The sequence below is a fragment of the Peribacillus deserti genome, from assembly GCF_002863585.1.
GTDB classification, from domain to species: Bacteria; Bacillota; Bacilli; order Bacillales; family DSM-1321; genus Paraperibacillus; species Paraperibacillus deserti_A.
On the sequence record NZ_PGUY01000062.1, the window covers coordinates 63431 to 81111 of the forward strand.

Genomic DNA, 17681 nt, shown 5'->3' on the forward strand with positions numbered 1-17681 from the left:
AAGGAGAATTTGAGATAAGGAGCTGTTTATAATGGAACCGGCAATCGTTATGCTTGATGAAAAAACCGATCTTGCTACAAAACAGATGCTTCAGGCAGTTGTAAAAAGAAAACAAAAATTTCAACGATATAAATACAATCATATCCTGACACTTTGTGCATGTATGATGATCAGCCTTATGTTTTTACTCTATGTATATTGGTTTATTGCCAAGCCTTATTCCTATTCCTTTTTTGCGATGTTTTCTGCTTTTGTAAACAGCTCATTAAACTTCTTCTATTTGGCCGTAACCATCGGATTATACGGTTATATGATCGTTCTGAAGAAAAAGGTTGATAAAGCTGAGAAAGAGTTTCACGCACTAAGATGTGAGATTATCGACAAAAGCAAGGACTTATGGAAACCTGAACAGTCATGGAAAGGACGCCATACCGTGTATGAAATGATGAAAAAGAATTTTGATATTAATCTTTACCATGAAAATAAGTAGCCGCAGGCACGAAGATTCATGCAGCTTTGTTAAAGTTTAGTCTTGAATTACAATATGGAGATTTCGGTGCAGGCGGTAGATTTACCTTTCGGGAAAAGCGGCTGCCTGCAGCGGAAATGAACACAGTCACGTTAAAAAGAGTTAGTGATTTAAAGCAGTAAAGTTTTTTTGAAAAGGCTGTTTTCGCAAACTCTGTTGTTATTGAACAAGGGGGTTGATTTCCACTACAGGATGCTCGCTTTCCGCGGGGCGGGCGCTGAGCCTCCTCGGCTTCGCCTGTGGGGTCTCACCTGATCGAAGAGCGGAGGACGGTGCTTTTCAAGAAAATATCCATCAAAAGCTGAATGATGATCTTTTTTAATTAGAGGCAAAACACTAAAAGAAAAGCAGACACCTGAACGGCATAAGACGAGCGGCAGTGAAAGGCCGATTTTGCCTTTCAATGGCGATTGGCTTATGACCGAAGGTGTCAGTCCGGAGCTGGACAAAACCCGCAGCTCCCGCAGGAGTCTCGCACCTTACGTTCCAATCAACCCTGTTTAACAATTAGGCAGGTTCACAAACTTATAAAAACAACAATCTTTTAGAAAAGAGCCTTTGAAAAAGAGCCTGGTTTAAAAAGGTAAAGCTGCATTCTTGTGGAATATAAGTAATGAGACCTAATTATATATTCTATGAGGTGATTGTTATGTTTGTAAAAAGTATTATGATTCCAAAGCATAAGTGCTTCACCATCCAGGCAGGGCAATCTGTCGGAGCTGCGCTGGAAATGCTTGAGAATAATAAGGTGGATGCTCTGCCTGTTTTAGACGGAGAGGAATATGCAGGAATAATTACCCGGCATGATCTCTACGAGTATTTTTTTCAGGCAGAAAAAGCGAAGGAAGCTTTTTTAGCCGAAGTACCGGTGCTGGAGATTGCAAAGCGATATAAAGACCGGACGATCAAAGGAGATGAAATATTTGAGAATACCCTGCTGGCATTAAAGGATTTCCCGATCCTTCCGCTTGTAGGTGAAAAGAGTCAATTCCTTGGGATTGTAACAAGATTTGATGTTCTTGAACAATTTCAAAGTGCATTTGGGATGAACCGCCCGGGAGTGAGAATCGCATTTACATCCGTTGAAACTGAAGGGCGGATCGCTAAACTTGCAGACATTGCACACAGCTTCCACGAACATATTATTTCTCTTGTGACTTTTGATGATTCCGATAAACTGGTTAGAAGAATCGTTATGAAAGTGGAAAAAAATCCGAATATCCAAAAGTTTATGGATAAACTTGAAACTTCAGGTTTTAGAATCTTGAATGTAACAGAAGATTAACAGAGTTATTTTATGTTCCCCTCTCATAGATTTCATATGGGAGGGGATTTTCATGCTCGTACGATTGGTGCAGATTGTATCAGGATTTACGGCGGGGTATTTATGTATTAAATGGATCCATATACCAGAGCCCTTTATTCTTGGTGAATTCATTTCAGCTGTCATATTGGAGCCACATTTCTTTTTTGCTGCAACGGTAGCTTTTTTAGGATGTTTTTTAATACATGCCGGTCTTATTAGAGGCTTAGTTAGCCAGGCAGCTGCACTTGGAAGAAAGGAGAATATAAATAATCTAGACTTATTTCTATGCTGTCAGGCTGTCACGTCACTTGGCATCCTTTTTACCCTGCATAAAGTGCTTGCGGTTCTCCTTTTTAGTTTTTCCATGATTTATGGTATGATTTCAATAGATTTTTCGGAAAAGGGCAAAAATAAGCAATCTGGAAGCTAAGGAGCAATTATGGGAGTATATCTTATTTTATTGATAGTAATAGCGGGACTGCTGCTGTTATTGTATATGTGGAGGCAGGCTTTCCTTGACCAGGTGATTGAGTCTTCGCTGCATTTTGAAGACTTCCCTGCCAGCTTTGGAAAGGTCACTATTTTTTTTATTTCTGATATTCATAAAAGGTCCATTTCAGACGAAATTATTAATAAGGTCAAAGGCAGAGCGGACATAGTCGTACTGGGCGGAGATCTCACGGAAGGAAAAGTCCCTTTTTCAAGAATAGAAAGCAATCTAATCAAGCTTAAGGAAATAGGTCCGGTCTATTTTGTCTGGGGTAATAATGATTACGAAACAGATTATCATCTGTTGGATGCAACACTCCTAAAATATGGAGTTAAGATTCTTGATAACACGTCAGTACTATTTGAGTCAGAAGCGGGCGAAAAAATTTCCCTGCTGGGAATAGACTTTATGGACGGTGAACGTGACCGCCTCGATTTAGCCATTCAAGATGCACATGAGGATTCTTTTCGGATCCTCGTCAGCCACACACCTGCTATCCTTGGACAGATTGAGCCTGACAGTAATATCAGCTTATTATTGAGCGGACATACCCACGGCGGGCAAATCAGGTTTCTTGGGGTTGGCAGATACAAAAAAGGCAGAATAGCTAAGAAAAACAATACGACCTATCTGGTGAGCAATGGATATGGCACTAGCTTACTACCGTTGAGGCTTGGGGCAAAGCCGGAAACTCACTTAATTACTCTCTTACCACAAGGCTAGTTAAAGTATTGTTGATTTTGTACTATGTGGATAGAGGATAATGCGAAACTCCTGCGGCAGAAAAGGTCAATGGGGCCCCGCAGGATCTTTCAGCTCCGCCCGATCGAGGAAAGTGAGTGCCTGCAGTGGGCAAACCACAGCAATTCTTACGGATCTTTTAAAAAAAGAATGAGTAAACAGAGGAATAGCTTAAAGCTATTATTTTTTGGGGGATTTCTATGGTCAGGCAAGTACCTAAATACAACATCAAAGCTGCGTCAAATCTTCTGGGAATAAAATCTGGGACTCTGCGTGCCTGGGAAAGACGTTATCAGTTTATAGCACCTGTACGAAATGAATCGGGACATAGAATGTATACGGAAGAACATATCCGTATACTTAAATGGCTGGTATCTAAAGTAAACCAGGGATTCACCATCAGCCAGGCTGTAACATTATTGGAAAGCGAAGGGCAGCGTCTGGAAGAAGAAGCGGACACTACGGAAAGCAATAGGAATCTAAACCAGGAAAACTCCCTGGTTCAAGATCTAATGGCCAGTCTTCTCGCATTCAATGAAAATAAAGCGCATGAACTGATGGATCAGATATTTAGTCTGTATACAATCGAAAAGGCGATTATCGATGTATTGGGTAATGTGATTGTGCAGATAGGAGATTTATGGGAGCGCGGAAAAATCACCGTGGCTCATGAACACTTTGCAACCTCCATACTGCGTTCGAGAATCGGCTATATGATGCATGCCATTCCGCAAAACAGTGTGCTTCCTAAAGCAGCCGCTTTTTGTGCACCGGGTGAGCAGCATGAACTTGGATTGCTGATTTTCACTTTATTCTTAAGGCTGAAGGGATTCCAAGTAGTGTATCTAGGACAAAGCATGCCGTCAAAAGATCTTCAGACCGTCATTTCAATCATAGATCCAAAGCTTTTATTCCTTTCCTGTACGTTACAGGAAAATCTAGTCCCAGCCCTTCGATTGATAGATGAGCTGCAAAAACAATACCCGGATTTACAGATAGGGATTGGGGGGCGTGCTGTGCTTTCTTTGTCAGCCGCCCAGCATGAACGATATTCATCTTGCATCGTTGGAGAAAACAAAAAAGATTGGAACGGCTGGATTCAAGATAAGATTAGCAGCCTCTAGGAATGAAGCTGAGGCCCCGAGCCACAAAGCCAATACTCCTATTGAAGAAGGCGGCCAAAGCCGCCTGGTATTGTACTCGGCCTCTTGCTTAATTGCAGCTAAGCTTCAGCCTTCGATGTCGTTTGGGATCATTAGTCTTCTTACGACTCTAAAGCCTTTAAATTAGGTAACCCTTTCAATACGGCTTTGCTATATTGAGCATAATTAAGCCTGAGGCGGAAGGCTCCGCTTTCTTAAAAAGCTTGGGATATGCACCTGCTGATACGGTCTTCATATGATATAGAGAAGATGGGGGATTTCAGGAGGCATTTGCATGAAGCTTGAGCGGTTGTCCAGCAATAAAATTAAAATCTTTTTAACTTTTGACGACTTAATGGACCGCGGATTAACAACAGAGGATATTAAAGGGAATTCGCTTAAGGTTCATAAATTATTTTATAGTATGATTGAAGAAGCTTGTACGGAAATGGATTTTGATATGATCGGTTCTATTGGAGTGGAAATCTTCTCTCTAAAGGCTCAAGGCCTGATTGTAATTGTAACGAGAGAAGAGGATGAGGACCTGCTTGATGACTCTGACTCCATATTTGAATTAGACGTAAGGCTTGCTGATAATTTTCATATTTTCTATGAATTTAGAGAATTGGAGGATGTCATTCAGCTGTGTCGTCTTCTAAAGACATTCGGTCTTGATTCGGGTTCGCTCTTTTATTATGGAAAATGCTATTATCTGCTCCTTAAGGATGTTTCAGAAAATCTTCATGAAACAGTCATCTCAGTTGCTTCCGAGTATGGATGCCCTACTACGATGACTTTATGCCGGATTGTTGAGTATGGGAAAACAATTATAGAGGATTGTGCAGTAGAAACCATGAATCACTATTTTAAATAAAGTTTGAGAAAGCGAATTCTGACTCCTAATATGAATGCATATTTATGCAAAAGGCAGTTTACCGTTTGAACGGAAATTGCCTTTTTATTATGAAGCAGCTTTTAAGGAAGGATATGCAGTGAAAGTCAGTTAGATCATGGATTTGCAAGATTCCTTCATTAATATTCAAAGACTATCAAATGGGAAAAAGATAAGGAATGACAGCGTTTCCAAAACGGGTCAAGAAAACGCATTTTTCTTAATTTTTACCTTTGCATAAAGGTTTTTAAGGTGTATACTATGTCTGATAGAACGACCCTACCCGATTATAGAAATCTTAGGAGGATTCAAATGGTAGCCGAAAAAAGCAACGAAACTACAACTCAAGAAGATAAGCATGATGTGCTTAAATCGACTCAGACAGTAATTCATAAAGCACTTGATAAACTTGGATATCCTGAGGAAGTCTATGAACTTCTTAAAGAACCGATTAGAATGATGACTGTTAAAATTCCTGTCCGGATGGATGATGGATCTATAAAAATTTTCACTGGCTTTAGAGCTCAGCACAATGATGCAGTAGGACCAACTAAAGGCGGTATTCGTTTTCATCCAAATGTGACGGAACGAGAAGTAAAAGCGCTTTCTATCTGGATGAGCTTAAAGTGCGGTATCGTTGACTTGCCTTACGGCGGAGGCAAAGGCGGAATTATTTGTGATCCCAGAAATATGTCATTTCACGAGCTTGAGCGCCTGAGCCGTGGTTATGTAAGAGCTATCAGCCAGATTGTCGGGCCAACTAAAGATATACCCGCCCCAGACGTATTTACAAACTCTCAAATTATGGCTTGGATGATGGACGAGTACAGCCGGATTGATGAATTTAATTCACCTGGATTCATTACAGGGAAGCCGCTTGTACTGGGCGGTTCTCATGGCCGTGAGTCGGCTACAGCAAAAGGGGTTACAATTTGTATCAACGAAGCTGCCAGGAAAAAAGGAATTAATATAGAAGGAGCCCGCGTAGTCATTCAAGGATTCGGAAATGCAGGAAGCTTCCTTGCTAAATTCATGCACGATGCAGGAGCGAAAGTAATTGGAATTTCTGACGCTTACGGTGCACTTTATGATTCGAATGGCCTAGATATCGATTACCTGCTTGATCGTCGTGACAGTTTCGGAACCGTGACCAAACTATTCAAGAATACGATTTCCAATAAAGAACTGCTGGAATTAGAATGTGACATTTTAGTACCGGCTGCCATTGAAAATCAAATTACGGAAGAAAACGCACACAATATCCGTGCATCCATTGTAGTAGAGGCAGCTAATGGCCCAACTACCATCGAAGCTACCCAAATCCTAACTGATCGTGGTATTCTTCTAGTGCCTGACGTCCTTGCGTCTTCAGGGGGCGTAACCGTATCCTACTTTGAGTGGGTACAAAACAATCAGGGCTACTACTGGACAGAAGAAGAAGTCGAAGAAAGACTGGAAAAAATCCTCGTGAAATCATTTAACAACATCTACGACACTGCCCAAAGCAGACGAGTAGACATGAGACTGGCTGCCTACATGGTAGGAGTAAGAAAAATGGCCGAAGCCAGCAGATTCAGAGGCTGGATCTAAGAAAAGCAGAGAATGGTGCTTTTCGGAAGAATATGTATCTTAAAGGCTAAGCTTATCGCTTAGCCTTTTTTTCATTTACTAGATTTGGTCAATTTTGGTTCAGGCTATGAATCCTGCATATATTTTAAAAATCCTGCAAAAATGTAAATTATCCTGCATAAAGTCAAAAAAACCTGCAATAAATCAAAAAATCCTGCATACCACCCCCAACATCCTGCAAATGATCATAAAATCGCTAAGAGCTGTTCATTGAAACCTTACTCAAAATCTTCTATGATTGTATAGGAGAAATTGAAGTGCGAAACAAAACATAAGTAAATTAGCAGTTATGTTTATCATAGTTTGAAAAGAGGAGTGCCACTCATGCAGAATGAAGATGCAATTATTATTGGAGGAGGTCCCTGCGGTTTAGCTGCTGCAATTGCTCTTAAGGAAATAGGTAAGAATCCGTTAGTGATTGAAAAAGGGAATATAGTGAATTCGATTTATCATTATCCGACTCACCAGACGTTTTTTAGTACAAGTGAGAAGCTGGAAATCGGAGATGTAGCTTTTATTATTGAGGGCAGGAAGCCGGTCCGAAACCAGGCTCTTTCTTATTATAGAGAGGTTGTAAGGCGAAAGGAACTGCGGATTAATCCTTTTGAAAAAGCTGAAAGTCTAGAGAAGCGAAGTGATGGGGCGTTTGTGCTGAGGACGTCGCGAGGAACCTATCAAACGCCGTATGTGATTATGGCTACCGGCTATTATGATAATCCTAATTATATGAACATTCCCGGTGAAGAGCTCGATAAGGTGTTTCATTATTTTAAGGAGGCGCATGAGTTTTTTGACATGGATGTAGTGGTGATCGGCGGGAAAAATTCTAGCGTGGATGCGGCTCTTGAGTTAGTGAACGCGGGAGCACGCGTGACGGTCTTATATCGGGGAACGGAGTACTCTAAAAGCGTTAAACCATGGATTTTGCCGGAGTTTGATGCTTTGGTTCGAAACGGCACCATTACGATGGAATTTAATGCACATGTTCTAAACATTTCAGAAACAGCGGTTGAATACGAAGCCGGCGGCGAAACGAAATCGATTAAAAATGATTTCGTCTTTGCTATGACAGGCTACCATCCAGATCACAGTTTTTTACAATCAATCGGCATCAACATCGACAGTGAAACAGGAAGGCCCGTTCATAATCCTGAAACAATGGAGACTAATGTACAGGGCATTTATATTGCCGGTGTAATAGCAGCGGGTAATAACGCAAATGAGATTTTTATTGAAAATGGGCGGTTCCATGGCGGTCTGATTGCCGAACATATTCGCGGGATGGAAGTATAATTTTCCAATATCGTGAGGATAGGAGGATATAGCTGACCAGCGGTAATGGCCGCCGCTGCAGCTGAGCCATTCCCCCTTAGATCAGAATGGCCGCATGCTCTAAATTCAATACGTGTTTATACATATTGAAAATTAAATAGGTAAGGGGTGTTATAAGATGAAACATAAAATATCCATCATTACGACCGGCGGAACGATCGCCAGTAAAGAAATGGCTAAAGGCCTGCTTGATTCAGGTGTATTAAGCGGAGAAGAGCTGGCTGCTCTCTGCCAGATCCCGGAAGAGTTTGAAATAAAGATTGTGGATTTATTCCAAATTCCATCCATGCATATGAACTTTGAATCGATGCTTAAGGTAAAGGGAGCGATAGAAGATGAATTAGCAGACGAGAATGTTGCAGGAGTAGTCGTTACCCACGGAACAGACTCCTTGGAAGAAACGGCCTACTTTCTGGATCTGACCATTGATGACCCAAGGCCGATCGTCGTTACCGGTTCTCAGCGTTCTCCGCAGGAGGTCGGAACAGATGTATATTCGAATTTACGGAATTCTATATATACAGCGGCGAGCAGAAAACTGCATCAAGTCGGCGTAGTTGTTGTATTTAATGAGCGCATTTATTCGGCTAGATATGTTAAAAAGGTCCATGCTTCTAATCTGCAGGGATTTGAATCCTTTGGCTACGGTTATTTAGGCATTATCGACAATGATGTGGTTAACGTGTACCAGAAACCTGTCCATACCGAGTTCCATCATCTTAATAGAAAACTTCCAAGAGTGGATATAGTGAAATGCTATACCGGGGCTGATGGACTTTTTATAGATGCTGCGGCTTCTGCCGGTGCTAAGGGAATCGTCTTGGAGGGAGTTGGAAGAGGGCAGGTAACTCCTGAAATGGTTCAGTCTATACAGAAGGCCATTGACAAAGATATCACCATTGTTATGACAACAAGCGCAGAGGAAGGTAAAGTATATCCTGCTTATGGATATAAGGGGAGCGCTTATGACCTTCAGCAGAGGGGCGTCATTCTGGGTGAAGATTATGACAGCAAGAAAGCGCGGATTAAGCTGGCTGTATTGTGGGCTGGCCATGATAAAGTGGAGCAGGCATTATTCTGATTAGCTACACCCTTTTCTTAATGGGATAAGGTTTTATTTTGTTTTCAATTTAATGATAATCATGTTACGATGAATCTAAAATGTTAGAAATGAGGTCAGCCCATGCTGGTCATTTTAGCTGCCGGATTTGCACCGGGATTGGCTCTTCTCAGCTTCTTTTATTTAAAAGATTATTATGGAACAGAGCCATTATCCGTAGTCTCCAAAGCGTTTATTTTTGGGGCTGTGCTGGTGCTCCCCATTATGTTTCTGGAGTATATATTGAAAACTGAAAATATTATCATGAACCATTTTAGTACGGCATTTTTATCTGCCGGGTTAATAGAGGAATTCTTTAAATGGTTTATTCTATTTTATGTCATTTATAATCACGTGGAATTCGATGAGCCATACGATGGCATTGTGTACGGTGCTGCAGTTTCGCTCGGCTTTGCTACCTTAGAAAATATCTTCTATTTGATCGGGAATGGTGTAGACCAGGCCATCGGGCGCGCGCTTCTACCTGTTTCAAGTCATGCTTTATTTGGAGTCATTATGGGATATTACTTCGGGAGAGGCAAGTTTACTAATAAAAATAAACATGTGTATATCAGCCTTGCCTTTGTTGTGCCTTATTTACTGCATGGTATTTATGACTACATTCTGCTCACACAAGAATATTGGGGATATTGGATGCTTCCATTTATGGTGTTTTTATGGTGGTACGGTTTAAAAAAAGTCAAAATGGCAAGAGTCCTTTCTGATATTCATGCTTCTCAATTACTATAATCCTATAATCTCACCCTTTCAGTCATTTGAGAGGGTGAGATTTTTTTGTTCATAAAAAAACACTCTGTGAAAAAACTAAATGGAATAAAGATATCGAATATGAAGAAAATAGGTGTATTGGTAAAACAAGAACAGAAGGAGTGTTATAGGTGAAAGGAATGGCTTCAATCGTAAAAAAGGGCTTATTCATCTTCTTGGTTTCCTTCGCCGTAATATCGGGTGGCAGCAATGCGAAGGCCTTTACAAACCAAGTAATCCAGAGAGGGGCCGTTGGTGATGATGTTATTGAGCTCCAGGCTAGGCTGCAAAATATAGGCTATTACCGTGGAAGAATAGACGGCGTTTTTGGGTGGGGCACCTATTGGGCACTGAGAAATTTCCAAAAGGCTTACCGATTACCCATAGACGGGCTGGCAGGCACAACGACTAAAAATAAACTGGCTGATGCTTCAAACTTTAATCGTGCATTTGTACATGAACAGATCCGCAAAGGAAATGAGTTCACTTATTATGGAGGAACTCCTATCGAGAAGCAGATAAAAACAAAACCAGCCGGTGCGAAAAAACGGGCTCCTAAGAGTCCTGGCAGGAAGGTAAATAAAGCAGCGACCAATTCTCCAGCCGGATTTTCCCAGAACGATATTCAGCTGCTTGCTAATGCCGTGTACGGCGAATCAAGGGGAGAACCCTATATTGGACAGGTAGCAGTTGCGGCAGTAATTTTGAACAGGCTTGAAAGTCCTGTATTCCCGCATTCAGTTTCTGGAGTAATCTTTGAGCCTGGTGCATTTACGGCTGTTGCTGACGGCCAGATTTGGCTTACTCCAAACGAACGTGCAAAAGAAGCTGTTATTGACGCCATTAACGGCTGGGATCCAACTGGCAATGCACTGTATTATTTTAATCCTGATACCGCAACCAGTAAATGGATCTGGTCTAGGCCGCAAATCAAAAAAATCGGCAAGCATATTTTTTGCGAATAGAGGTGAACGGCAATGTTAAGAAGTATTTTAATAGTTGTGCTGGTATTAGCAGTAGCGGGAACAGGATACTGGGGCTACCAGGAGCATCAAGAGAAAAATGCAATCCTCGTGAACTCGGAAAATAATTACCAGAGGGCATTTCATGATCTTTCATATCAGGTAGACCTTCTCCATGATAAGATCGGTACAAGTCTGGCTATGAATTCCCGTAAATCTTTATCACCGGCGCTGGCAGATGTCTGGAGGATCTCTTCCGAAGCCAATATGGATGTAGGACAGCTTCCTTTAAGCCTTATGGCATTTAACAAGACCGAGGAGTTTTTATCAAACATCGGGAGCTTTAGTTACAAAACAGCAGTTAGGGATTTAGATAAAGAGCCATTAACAGATAAAGAATACAAGAACCTCCAAAGCTTATACAAACAGTCTAATATCATTCAAAACGAATTGAGGAAAGTCCAGTACCTGGTGCTGAAGAATAATCTTCGCTGGATGGATGTGGAGCTTGCACTCGCTTCCGGCGATGAACAGCAAGATAATACAATCATTGACGGTTTCAAAACGGTAGAAAATAAATCAGTCGGATACTCAGAAAAATCGGATTTCGATCCAACATTTACGAGTATGAATAAAAGAGAAAATAACTTCGAACATATTAAAGGTAAACAGATCAGTAAAAGAGAAGCTGCAGCTATCGCGAAAAAATATACAGGGCTGCAGGGCAATATTAAGACAAAAGTAGAGTCAAATGGAAAAGGATCCGATTTTGAATTTTACAGCGTGAGCCTAAGTGATAACCAAACAAAAAGCCAGGTAAATATGGATATCACAAAAAAAGGGGGATATCCAATCTGGCTGATCAATACGAGAGATGTGAATACCACAAAAATCAGCTTGAACAAAGCTTCTAATTCAGCTGCCAAATTCCTTAAAGATAACGGATTTTCCTCACTTGAATTATATGAGAGTGCACAATATGACAACGTTGGTGTATTTAATTTTGTTACGAATCAAGATGGTGTAAGAATATATCCCGACTCAATCCGGGTGAAAATCGCACTCGATAATGGAAAAGTAATAGGTTTCTCCGCAGACGATTATTTAAAGGGACACAGGGAACGGAAAATCGAGAAAGCGGACTTGTCTGTTCAAGAGGCTAAAGCCAACATAAATCCAAAGGTTCAAATAATGGAAGACCGTCTCGCCTATATTACAAACGATACAGGAGACGAAGTCCTCTGCAGGGAATTTCTTGGAGTCATTGGTGAAGACACGTATAGAATCTTCATAAATGCAAAGAGCGGGCAGGAGGAAAAAGTAGAAAAACTCCAAAATGCCGAACCAATCTATGAACAAATGATTTAAGAAAAGCGGAGGATGGTGCCTTTCAAAGGTAAGTTAGGTATAAGCAGAATGAAGATGAAACCCTCTAAGAACAATCTAATTCCTTAGAAAGGCAGGCATCCGATAAAGAAGACTTGCTGATTGGCAAGCGAGAGCGAAGACAGAAGCTTAGTCGCCCTTATGCGTTAGCCAAGCATAAGGCGAGCAGGCCGTGGGAGGTGCCCTTCCTCCCATGGACTGATTGGCTTATGACTCGAGGATGGCAGTCCGCAGCTGGAGAACAAGAAAAGCGGAGGACGGTGCCTTTCAGATAGACCCATTGCAGTCCTCGATGAAAGGCAAAAGGCATCACTTTCCTGCACCTGACCATGTGTAGTCGAATAAGGTTGATAAACAAAAAAACACTGTTCTCCTGAACGGTGATTTTTTTTGTTCGGATAGGTGTAAGGTCGGATTCTCCTTGCGCTTTTCCTCTGGGCCATGAGATAATAATAGTAAGATTTTACCTAAAATGTAAGACTTATATTATAATTTGGAAGTGTGAACAAACATGATGAAAATTGGCGATACACTGACATTCGAACCTAAACATTCTTTGCAGCCGGAAAAATACCAGGCTATGGTCGTCGAAATACAGGATAATAGTTTATTTATTGATTATCCCGTCAACCTTGAAACGAGAAAAACGGTTTTTCTCTTGGATGGAAGCCAAATGAAAGGCAGTTTTGTAGGAAAAGACAATAATGTCTATTTATTTGATACAGAAGTGATCGGAAGAAAGCTGGCCAATATCCCAATGATTCAGCTTCAATGCCCCACAAATGATGACTACATCAAAATACAGAGAAGGCAGTTTGTCCGGATTGATGCAGCGCTGGATGTAGCTGTCCATCCATTACATTTTGACTTTGAACCATTCATTGCAGTTACTTTGGATATAAGCGCCGGGGGTTTGTGCCTCGCACTTCCGCGTGGAGCTTTTATTCCCCCTTCGGCACCACTAATGGTTTGGCTGGCCTTAGACATGAAATCGGGTGAAATGCAATATTTAAAGATTGAGAGTAAATTGGTTAGGATCAATGAAACAGCCACAGGCACACGACATGCCTCCATTCAATTCAGCGGCCTTACGAGCAGTGAGAAGCAGTATATCCTCCGATACTGTTTTGAACGGCAGCTTGAAATGAAAAAGAAAGGTCTTTGAAATAATTCAGTCCGAATTGAATAATTTACATAGACTTCCTTATACTGTCTAGTATTCAGTACAAGGAGCGAAACATATGAAACGTTTTGAAGGAATTCTGATAAAACTAATTATGATCCAATTCGTTTTCCTGCTTTTTTTTCAAGTTTTTTTTCATAGGGAAGATTCCTTTCTTGAATTAAAAAAAATGGCTAAGTACGAAGGCGTGAATGAAAATAATTATGGAAAGGTCCTGGACGCCTTAACTCCAATGAAGTAAAGGTAAATAAAGTCTAACAGGCTGGCTGCACAGAGCAATGTGGAAGTCAGCCTTTTACATGTTTACTAAACCTCTGGACGGCTGGTTTAATACATAATAAAATATCACTTTATGGTAAAATAAAAAATGTAAAGATACGAACTAATTATCACACCATTGGTCAACGTTCTTAGGAGGAATTATGGAAAACAAATTATCAATTGCAATTGATGGGCCAGCAGCAGCTGGAAAGAGCACTGTTGCTAAAATTATTGCTGAGAATTTATCTTATATATATGTGGATACAGGTGCAATGTACCGAGCTTTGACTTACAAAGCTCTAAAAAACGATGTCGATGTGAATGACGAAAACGGCTTGCTAGGCTTACTTCTCGATACCGATATCGCACTTATACCCGGCGACAAGGGACAGTTGGTATATCTGGACGGGCATGACGTTTCAGAAGTGATTCGGACAAGCCAGGTAACTTCTTCTGTATCGGCAGCCTCAAAGCACAGGGGCGTAAGGGAGGAAATGGTAAGGAGGCAGCAGAAGCTTGGCGAGAATGGCGGAGTCGTAATGGACGGCCGGGATATCGGAACGTTTGTGCTGCCGCACGCAGAAATTAAGGTGTTTCTGATTGCCTCGGTTGATGAAAGAGCAGAAAGAAGGCATAAAGAAAATATCTTAAAAGGATTTCCTTCAGATTTGGAGAATTTAAAAAAAGAGATTGCGCTTAGAGATAAGCTTGATTCAGAACGAGAAATAGCTCCTCTGCAGAAAGCGGAAGATGCAATTGAAATAGACACAACTTCCTTGAATATCGAGCAGGTAGCCGGTGAAATTATGAAGTTGATTGAAGAGAGGAATTAAAAGAGTGAACCTTTATGCATTTGGGAAAGGACTTGTAAAAATCCTTCTAACCCCTTTATACCGTGTTGAAATTATAGGCAGAGAAAATTTTCCTGAAGACGGGGGAGTGCTGATTTGTTCTAATCACATTGATAATCTGGATCCTCCGGTTGTAGGGATGACGGCTCCAAGGCCCGTACATTTTATGGCAAAGGAGGAGCTTTTCAATGCCCCCCTTTTGAAAAGCATTCTGCCAAATGTTAATGCCTTCCCAGTGAAACGCGGCATGAGTGACCGGGAGGCCCTTCGCAAAGGCCTTTCCCTCTTAAAGGAAGAAAAAGTAGTAGGGCTGTTTCCAGAAGGGACCCGCAGTAAAACAGGTGAACTTGGAAAAGGGTTAGCTGGAGCAGGCTTTTTTGCCCTCAGGTCCAAGGCGCATATTGTTCCCTGTGCCATAATTGGTCCATACAAGCCCTTCAAAAAACTTAGAGTTGTTTACGGAGAACCCATTGACTTTATAAGTCTGCGTGAGAGCCGAGTCTCAGCTGATGAGGCGACAGAAGTCATCATGGAAAGTATTAAGCAGCTAATATCTCAGCATAAATAAATCAGATTGCTTGACAAAAAATCTGATTTGTAAGAATTTATTAAAAAAGGGGTCAATTTTGATTATGTTCTACCACGGCTTTCCCCGGAGATTTTATAAAAAAAACAAAATACTTTTCAGATTTTAGTTTGCTCAAGCGAACAATCGGGAATATCTCAATAGATAATATTTCTGATTTTCCGCTCTCATATAGATTGGGCTTATAAATTTTTCGAGGAAGAGCAGTCATGCGTTAAGGAGGAGTACATATGTCAGAAGAAATGAACGAGATTGAAGTAAACAACTATGAAGCTGGGGACAGGGTGACTGGAACCGTAACAAAGGTTGAAGAAAAACAAGTCATTATCGATGTAAAGAACAGTAAAACGGATGGTATTTTACCAATCAGCGAGCTTTCCAGCCTTCATGTCGAAAAAGCATCAGATGTGGTAAACGAAGGTGACGAGCTGGAACTTGAAGTTTTGAAGGTCGAGGAAGAGGCTTTAATTCTTTCAAAGCGAAAAGTCGATGCCCTTAACGCCTGGGATGAGTTAGAGAGAAAATTCGAGTCTCAGGAAGTCTTTGAATCAGAAGTAAAAGATGTTGTGAAAGGCGGACTTGTCGTAGACCTTGGAGTACGCGGATTCGTTCCAGCTTCACTTGTTGAAGATTATTTTGTCGAAGACTTCTCGGATTACAAGGGAAGAACCTTATCTTTCAAAATAGTTGAACTGGACAAAGAAAAAAATAGAATAATCCTTTCTCACCGCGCTGTAGTGCAGGATGAAAAAGGACAAAAGAAACAAGAGTTATTAGATTCCATTCAGCAGGATCAAGTACTCGAAGGAACCGTACAGCGTTTAACAGATTTCGGAGCCTTTGTTGATATCGGCGGAATCGATGGATTGGTACACATATCCCAATTATCACACGAACATGTTGAAAAACCTTCAGATGTGGTAAAAGAAGGCGACAAGGTTCAGGTCAAGGTGCTATCCGTAGACCGAGATAATGAACGCATTTCCTTATCAATCAAGGAAACTCTGCCAGGACCTTGGCAGCAGGTGTCGGAGAAAGCACAGCCAGGATCCGTACTGGAAGGAACCGTAAAACGCCTTGTTTCATATGGCGCTTTTGTTGAAGTGCTTCCAGGAGTTGAAGGATTGGTCCACATTTCTCAAATCTCTCATAAACATATCGGAACTCCACATGAAGTTCTGCAAGAGGGACAGCAGGTACAGGTGAAAGTACTGGATGTTAACGAAAATGACCAGCGCCTTTCATTAAGCATAAAAGACCTTCAGGAAAAAGAGTTTGAAGAAATTACAGACTACGATTTACCTGAAGAATCCAAAGGCTTCCAGCTTGGCGAAATGATTGGCGACAAATTAAAAAACCTGGGTAAATAATAAAAACGGCGAGCAGAGAACTGCTTGCCGTTTTTTTTTCTGCAGGTGGTTCCTTGGTACAGTTGGGGTTCTTGCTGACCCTTTGATTAGGCGGAGAGTGGCGTTTTACACTAGTAAATAAGGCGGAAGGAGTGAGGAAATATAGTTATGTTCGCATATTGGTTATAACACTTGTGGAGATTGATGCTTTTAATGAGTATCCGCTAATTTAAGTAGGTACTTTTTGTAAGACCATATCCATACACGCGACCTTCTAAGGGAAGTGAAGTTCATTGTGCGGGGCAAGTGGTTAAAGGACATCTACTAGGAGCAGTGCTTTTGCTGGACCGTTACCAGAGAGCGAGTCGAGTTCGCTCAAAAAACAGCACGTTTGCAGAGTTTTTTATCAATAAAACGTTAGGTTTCGTTAATTTTTATTAATATAGTGCATAATTTGTAGCTTTTGATGGTGGATTTACAGCCTAGAAAGTGATCAAAATCATAATTTATTGGTAATCGCGTACCAAGTAAAAATTTATGATTAGGTTTTCGAGGTTTATGCTTATAAAACGGAAGTTTATGCTTAAGTTTTTTAGGTTTATACTTATAAATTGGAAGTTTATGCTTAAGTTTTTTAGGTTTATGCTTATAAATTGGAAGTTTATGCTTATAGGCTGAAACCCTATGCTTATCTAAAGGGAGTTATGCTTACCTTTACTGAAATATGCTTAGTTAAGGGGGATTATGCTTAGCTTTACTGAAATATGCTCATCAAGAATGTATTATGCTTCCCTATGATATATGCCTATCTGTAAGGGAGGTTATCCTTAACTTTATTGAAATAGCTTAACCAATAAGTCGTTACCCAAAAAGCTGCTAAGCTTTAGCCAGAAGCCAAGAATCGTTATGACAGTGGCAGTCTTCTCTTACCAAAAAAACCAGTCCTTGCTGATCTCAACCGTAAACCAAATATATCTTTATAATGACTGAATGTCCAGTGAAGCATATAGCGTTTTCAAACTAATAGGTAACACCAGCCAGCAAAAACTAATAGTCCCGGCAAACCAAATCCTGCTCCCACCAAACTCCCAAATTACACAGTCTCACAACGATTAACAGAAAACATCTCTAAAATCTGGCTGTAGAGATGTTGCACAGGAATCAAAATTGTACAA

General features: G+C 40.9%; 17 protein-coding genes. All 17 read left to right on the plus strand.

What is annotated here, in order from left to right; genetic code table 11:
• Positions 1-31: 31 nt before the first annotated feature.
• The 17 genes from CUU66_RS18940 to rpsA all read left to right on the plus strand — a co-directional run bounded on the left by CUU66_RS18940 (position 32) and on the right by rpsA (position 16527).
• On the plus strand, positions 32-490 hold the full coding sequence (locus CUU66_RS18940) for a YpbF family protein (protein ID WP_101644969.1): 459 nt from the start codon (positions 32-34) through the stop codon (positions 488-490).
• 688 nt (positions 491-1178) lie between these two features.
• Positions 1179-1814 carry a CBS domain-containing protein gene (locus CUU66_RS18950; protein ID WP_101644971.1) on the plus strand — a complete coding sequence of 212 codons (636 nt, stop codon included), beginning with the start codon at positions 1179-1181 and terminating at the stop codon, positions 1812-1814.
• 52 nt (positions 1815-1866) lie between these two features.
• On the plus strand, positions 1867-2265 hold the full coding sequence (locus CUU66_RS18955) for a hypothetical protein (protein WP_101644972.1): 399 nt from the start codon (positions 1867-1869) through the stop codon (positions 2263-2265).
• Between the two features lie 9 nt (positions 2266-2274).
• A complete protein-coding gene (locus tag CUU66_RS18960; RefSeq protein ID WP_101644973.1) occupies positions 2275-3048 on the plus strand; it encodes a metallophosphoesterase in 774 nt (257 codons plus the stop codon).
• Between the two features lie 218 nt (positions 3049-3266).
• Entirely contained in the window at positions 3267-4190 is a 924-nt protein-coding gene (locus tag CUU66_RS18965) for a MerR family transcriptional regulator (protein ID WP_101644974.1), read from the plus strand.
• 313 nt (positions 4191-4503) lie between these two features.
• Positions 4504-5082, plus strand: a complete 579-nt coding sequence (locus CUU66_RS18970) for an adaptor protein MecA (RefSeq protein WP_101644975.1) — start codon at positions 4504-4506, stop codon at positions 5080-5082.
• A 330-nt stretch (positions 5083-5412) separates the two neighbouring features.
• Positions 5413-6690, plus strand: coding sequence for a Glu/Leu/Phe/Val family dehydrogenase (locus CUU66_RS18975; RefSeq protein ID WP_101644976.1), 1278 nt, complete (start codon positions 5413-5415; stop codon positions 6688-6690).
• A 363-nt stretch (positions 6691-7053) separates the two neighbouring features.
• A complete protein-coding gene (locus CUU66_RS18980; RefSeq protein WP_101644977.1) occupies positions 7054-8022 on the plus strand; it encodes a YpdA family putative bacillithiol disulfide reductase in 969 nt (322 codons plus the stop codon).
• Between the two features lie 157 nt (positions 8023-8179).
• A complete protein-coding gene (locus tag CUU66_RS18985) occupies positions 8180-9142 on the plus strand; it encodes an asparaginase (RefSeq protein WP_101644978.1) in 963 nt (320 codons plus the stop codon).
• 102 nt (positions 9143-9244) lie between these two features.
• Positions 9245-9910: a glutamic-type intramembrane protease PrsW gene (prsW, locus tag CUU66_RS18990; protein ID WP_101644979.1), complete on the plus strand. Its 666-nt coding sequence runs from the start codon at positions 9245-9247 to the stop codon at positions 9908-9910.
• Positions 9911-10068: 158 nt separating this feature from the next.
• Positions 10069-10893 carry a spore cortex-lytic enzyme gene (gene sleB, locus CUU66_RS18995; RefSeq protein ID WP_101645087.1) on the plus strand — a complete coding sequence of 275 codons (825 nt, stop codon included), beginning with the start codon at positions 10069-10071 and terminating at the stop codon, positions 10891-10893.
• A 12-nt stretch (positions 10894-10905) separates the two neighbouring features.
• Positions 10906-12258: a germination protein YpeB gene (ypeB, locus tag CUU66_RS19000; protein WP_101644980.1), complete on the plus strand. Its 1353-nt coding sequence runs from the start codon at positions 10906-10908 to the stop codon at positions 12256-12258.
• A gap of 529 nt (positions 12259-12787) precedes the next feature.
• Entirely contained in the window at positions 12788-13441 is a 654-nt protein-coding gene (locus CUU66_RS19005; RefSeq protein WP_101644981.1) for a flagellar brake protein, read from the plus strand.
• A 76-nt stretch (positions 13442-13517) separates the two neighbouring features.
• Entirely contained in the window at positions 13518-13700 is a 183-nt protein-coding gene (locus CUU66_RS19010; protein ID WP_101644982.1) for a DUF5359 family protein, read from the plus strand.
• Positions 13701-13881: 181 nt separating this feature from the next.
• Positions 13882-14553, plus strand: coding sequence for a (d)CMP kinase (gene cmk, locus CUU66_RS19015; protein WP_101644983.1), 672 nt, complete (start codon positions 13882-13884; stop codon positions 14551-14553).
• A 4-nt stretch (positions 14554-14557) separates the two neighbouring features.
• Positions 14558-15139 (plus strand): lysophospholipid acyltransferase family protein, encoded by a 582-nt coding sequence (locus tag CUU66_RS19020; protein ID WP_101644984.1) that lies wholly within the window; start codon positions 14558-14560, stop codon positions 15137-15139.
• Positions 15140-15387: 248 nt separating this feature from the next.
• A complete protein-coding gene (gene rpsA, locus CUU66_RS19025; protein ID WP_101644985.1) occupies positions 15388-16527 on the plus strand; it encodes a 30S ribosomal protein S1 in 1140 nt (379 codons plus the stop codon).
• Positions 16528-17681 lie beyond the last annotated feature (1154 nt).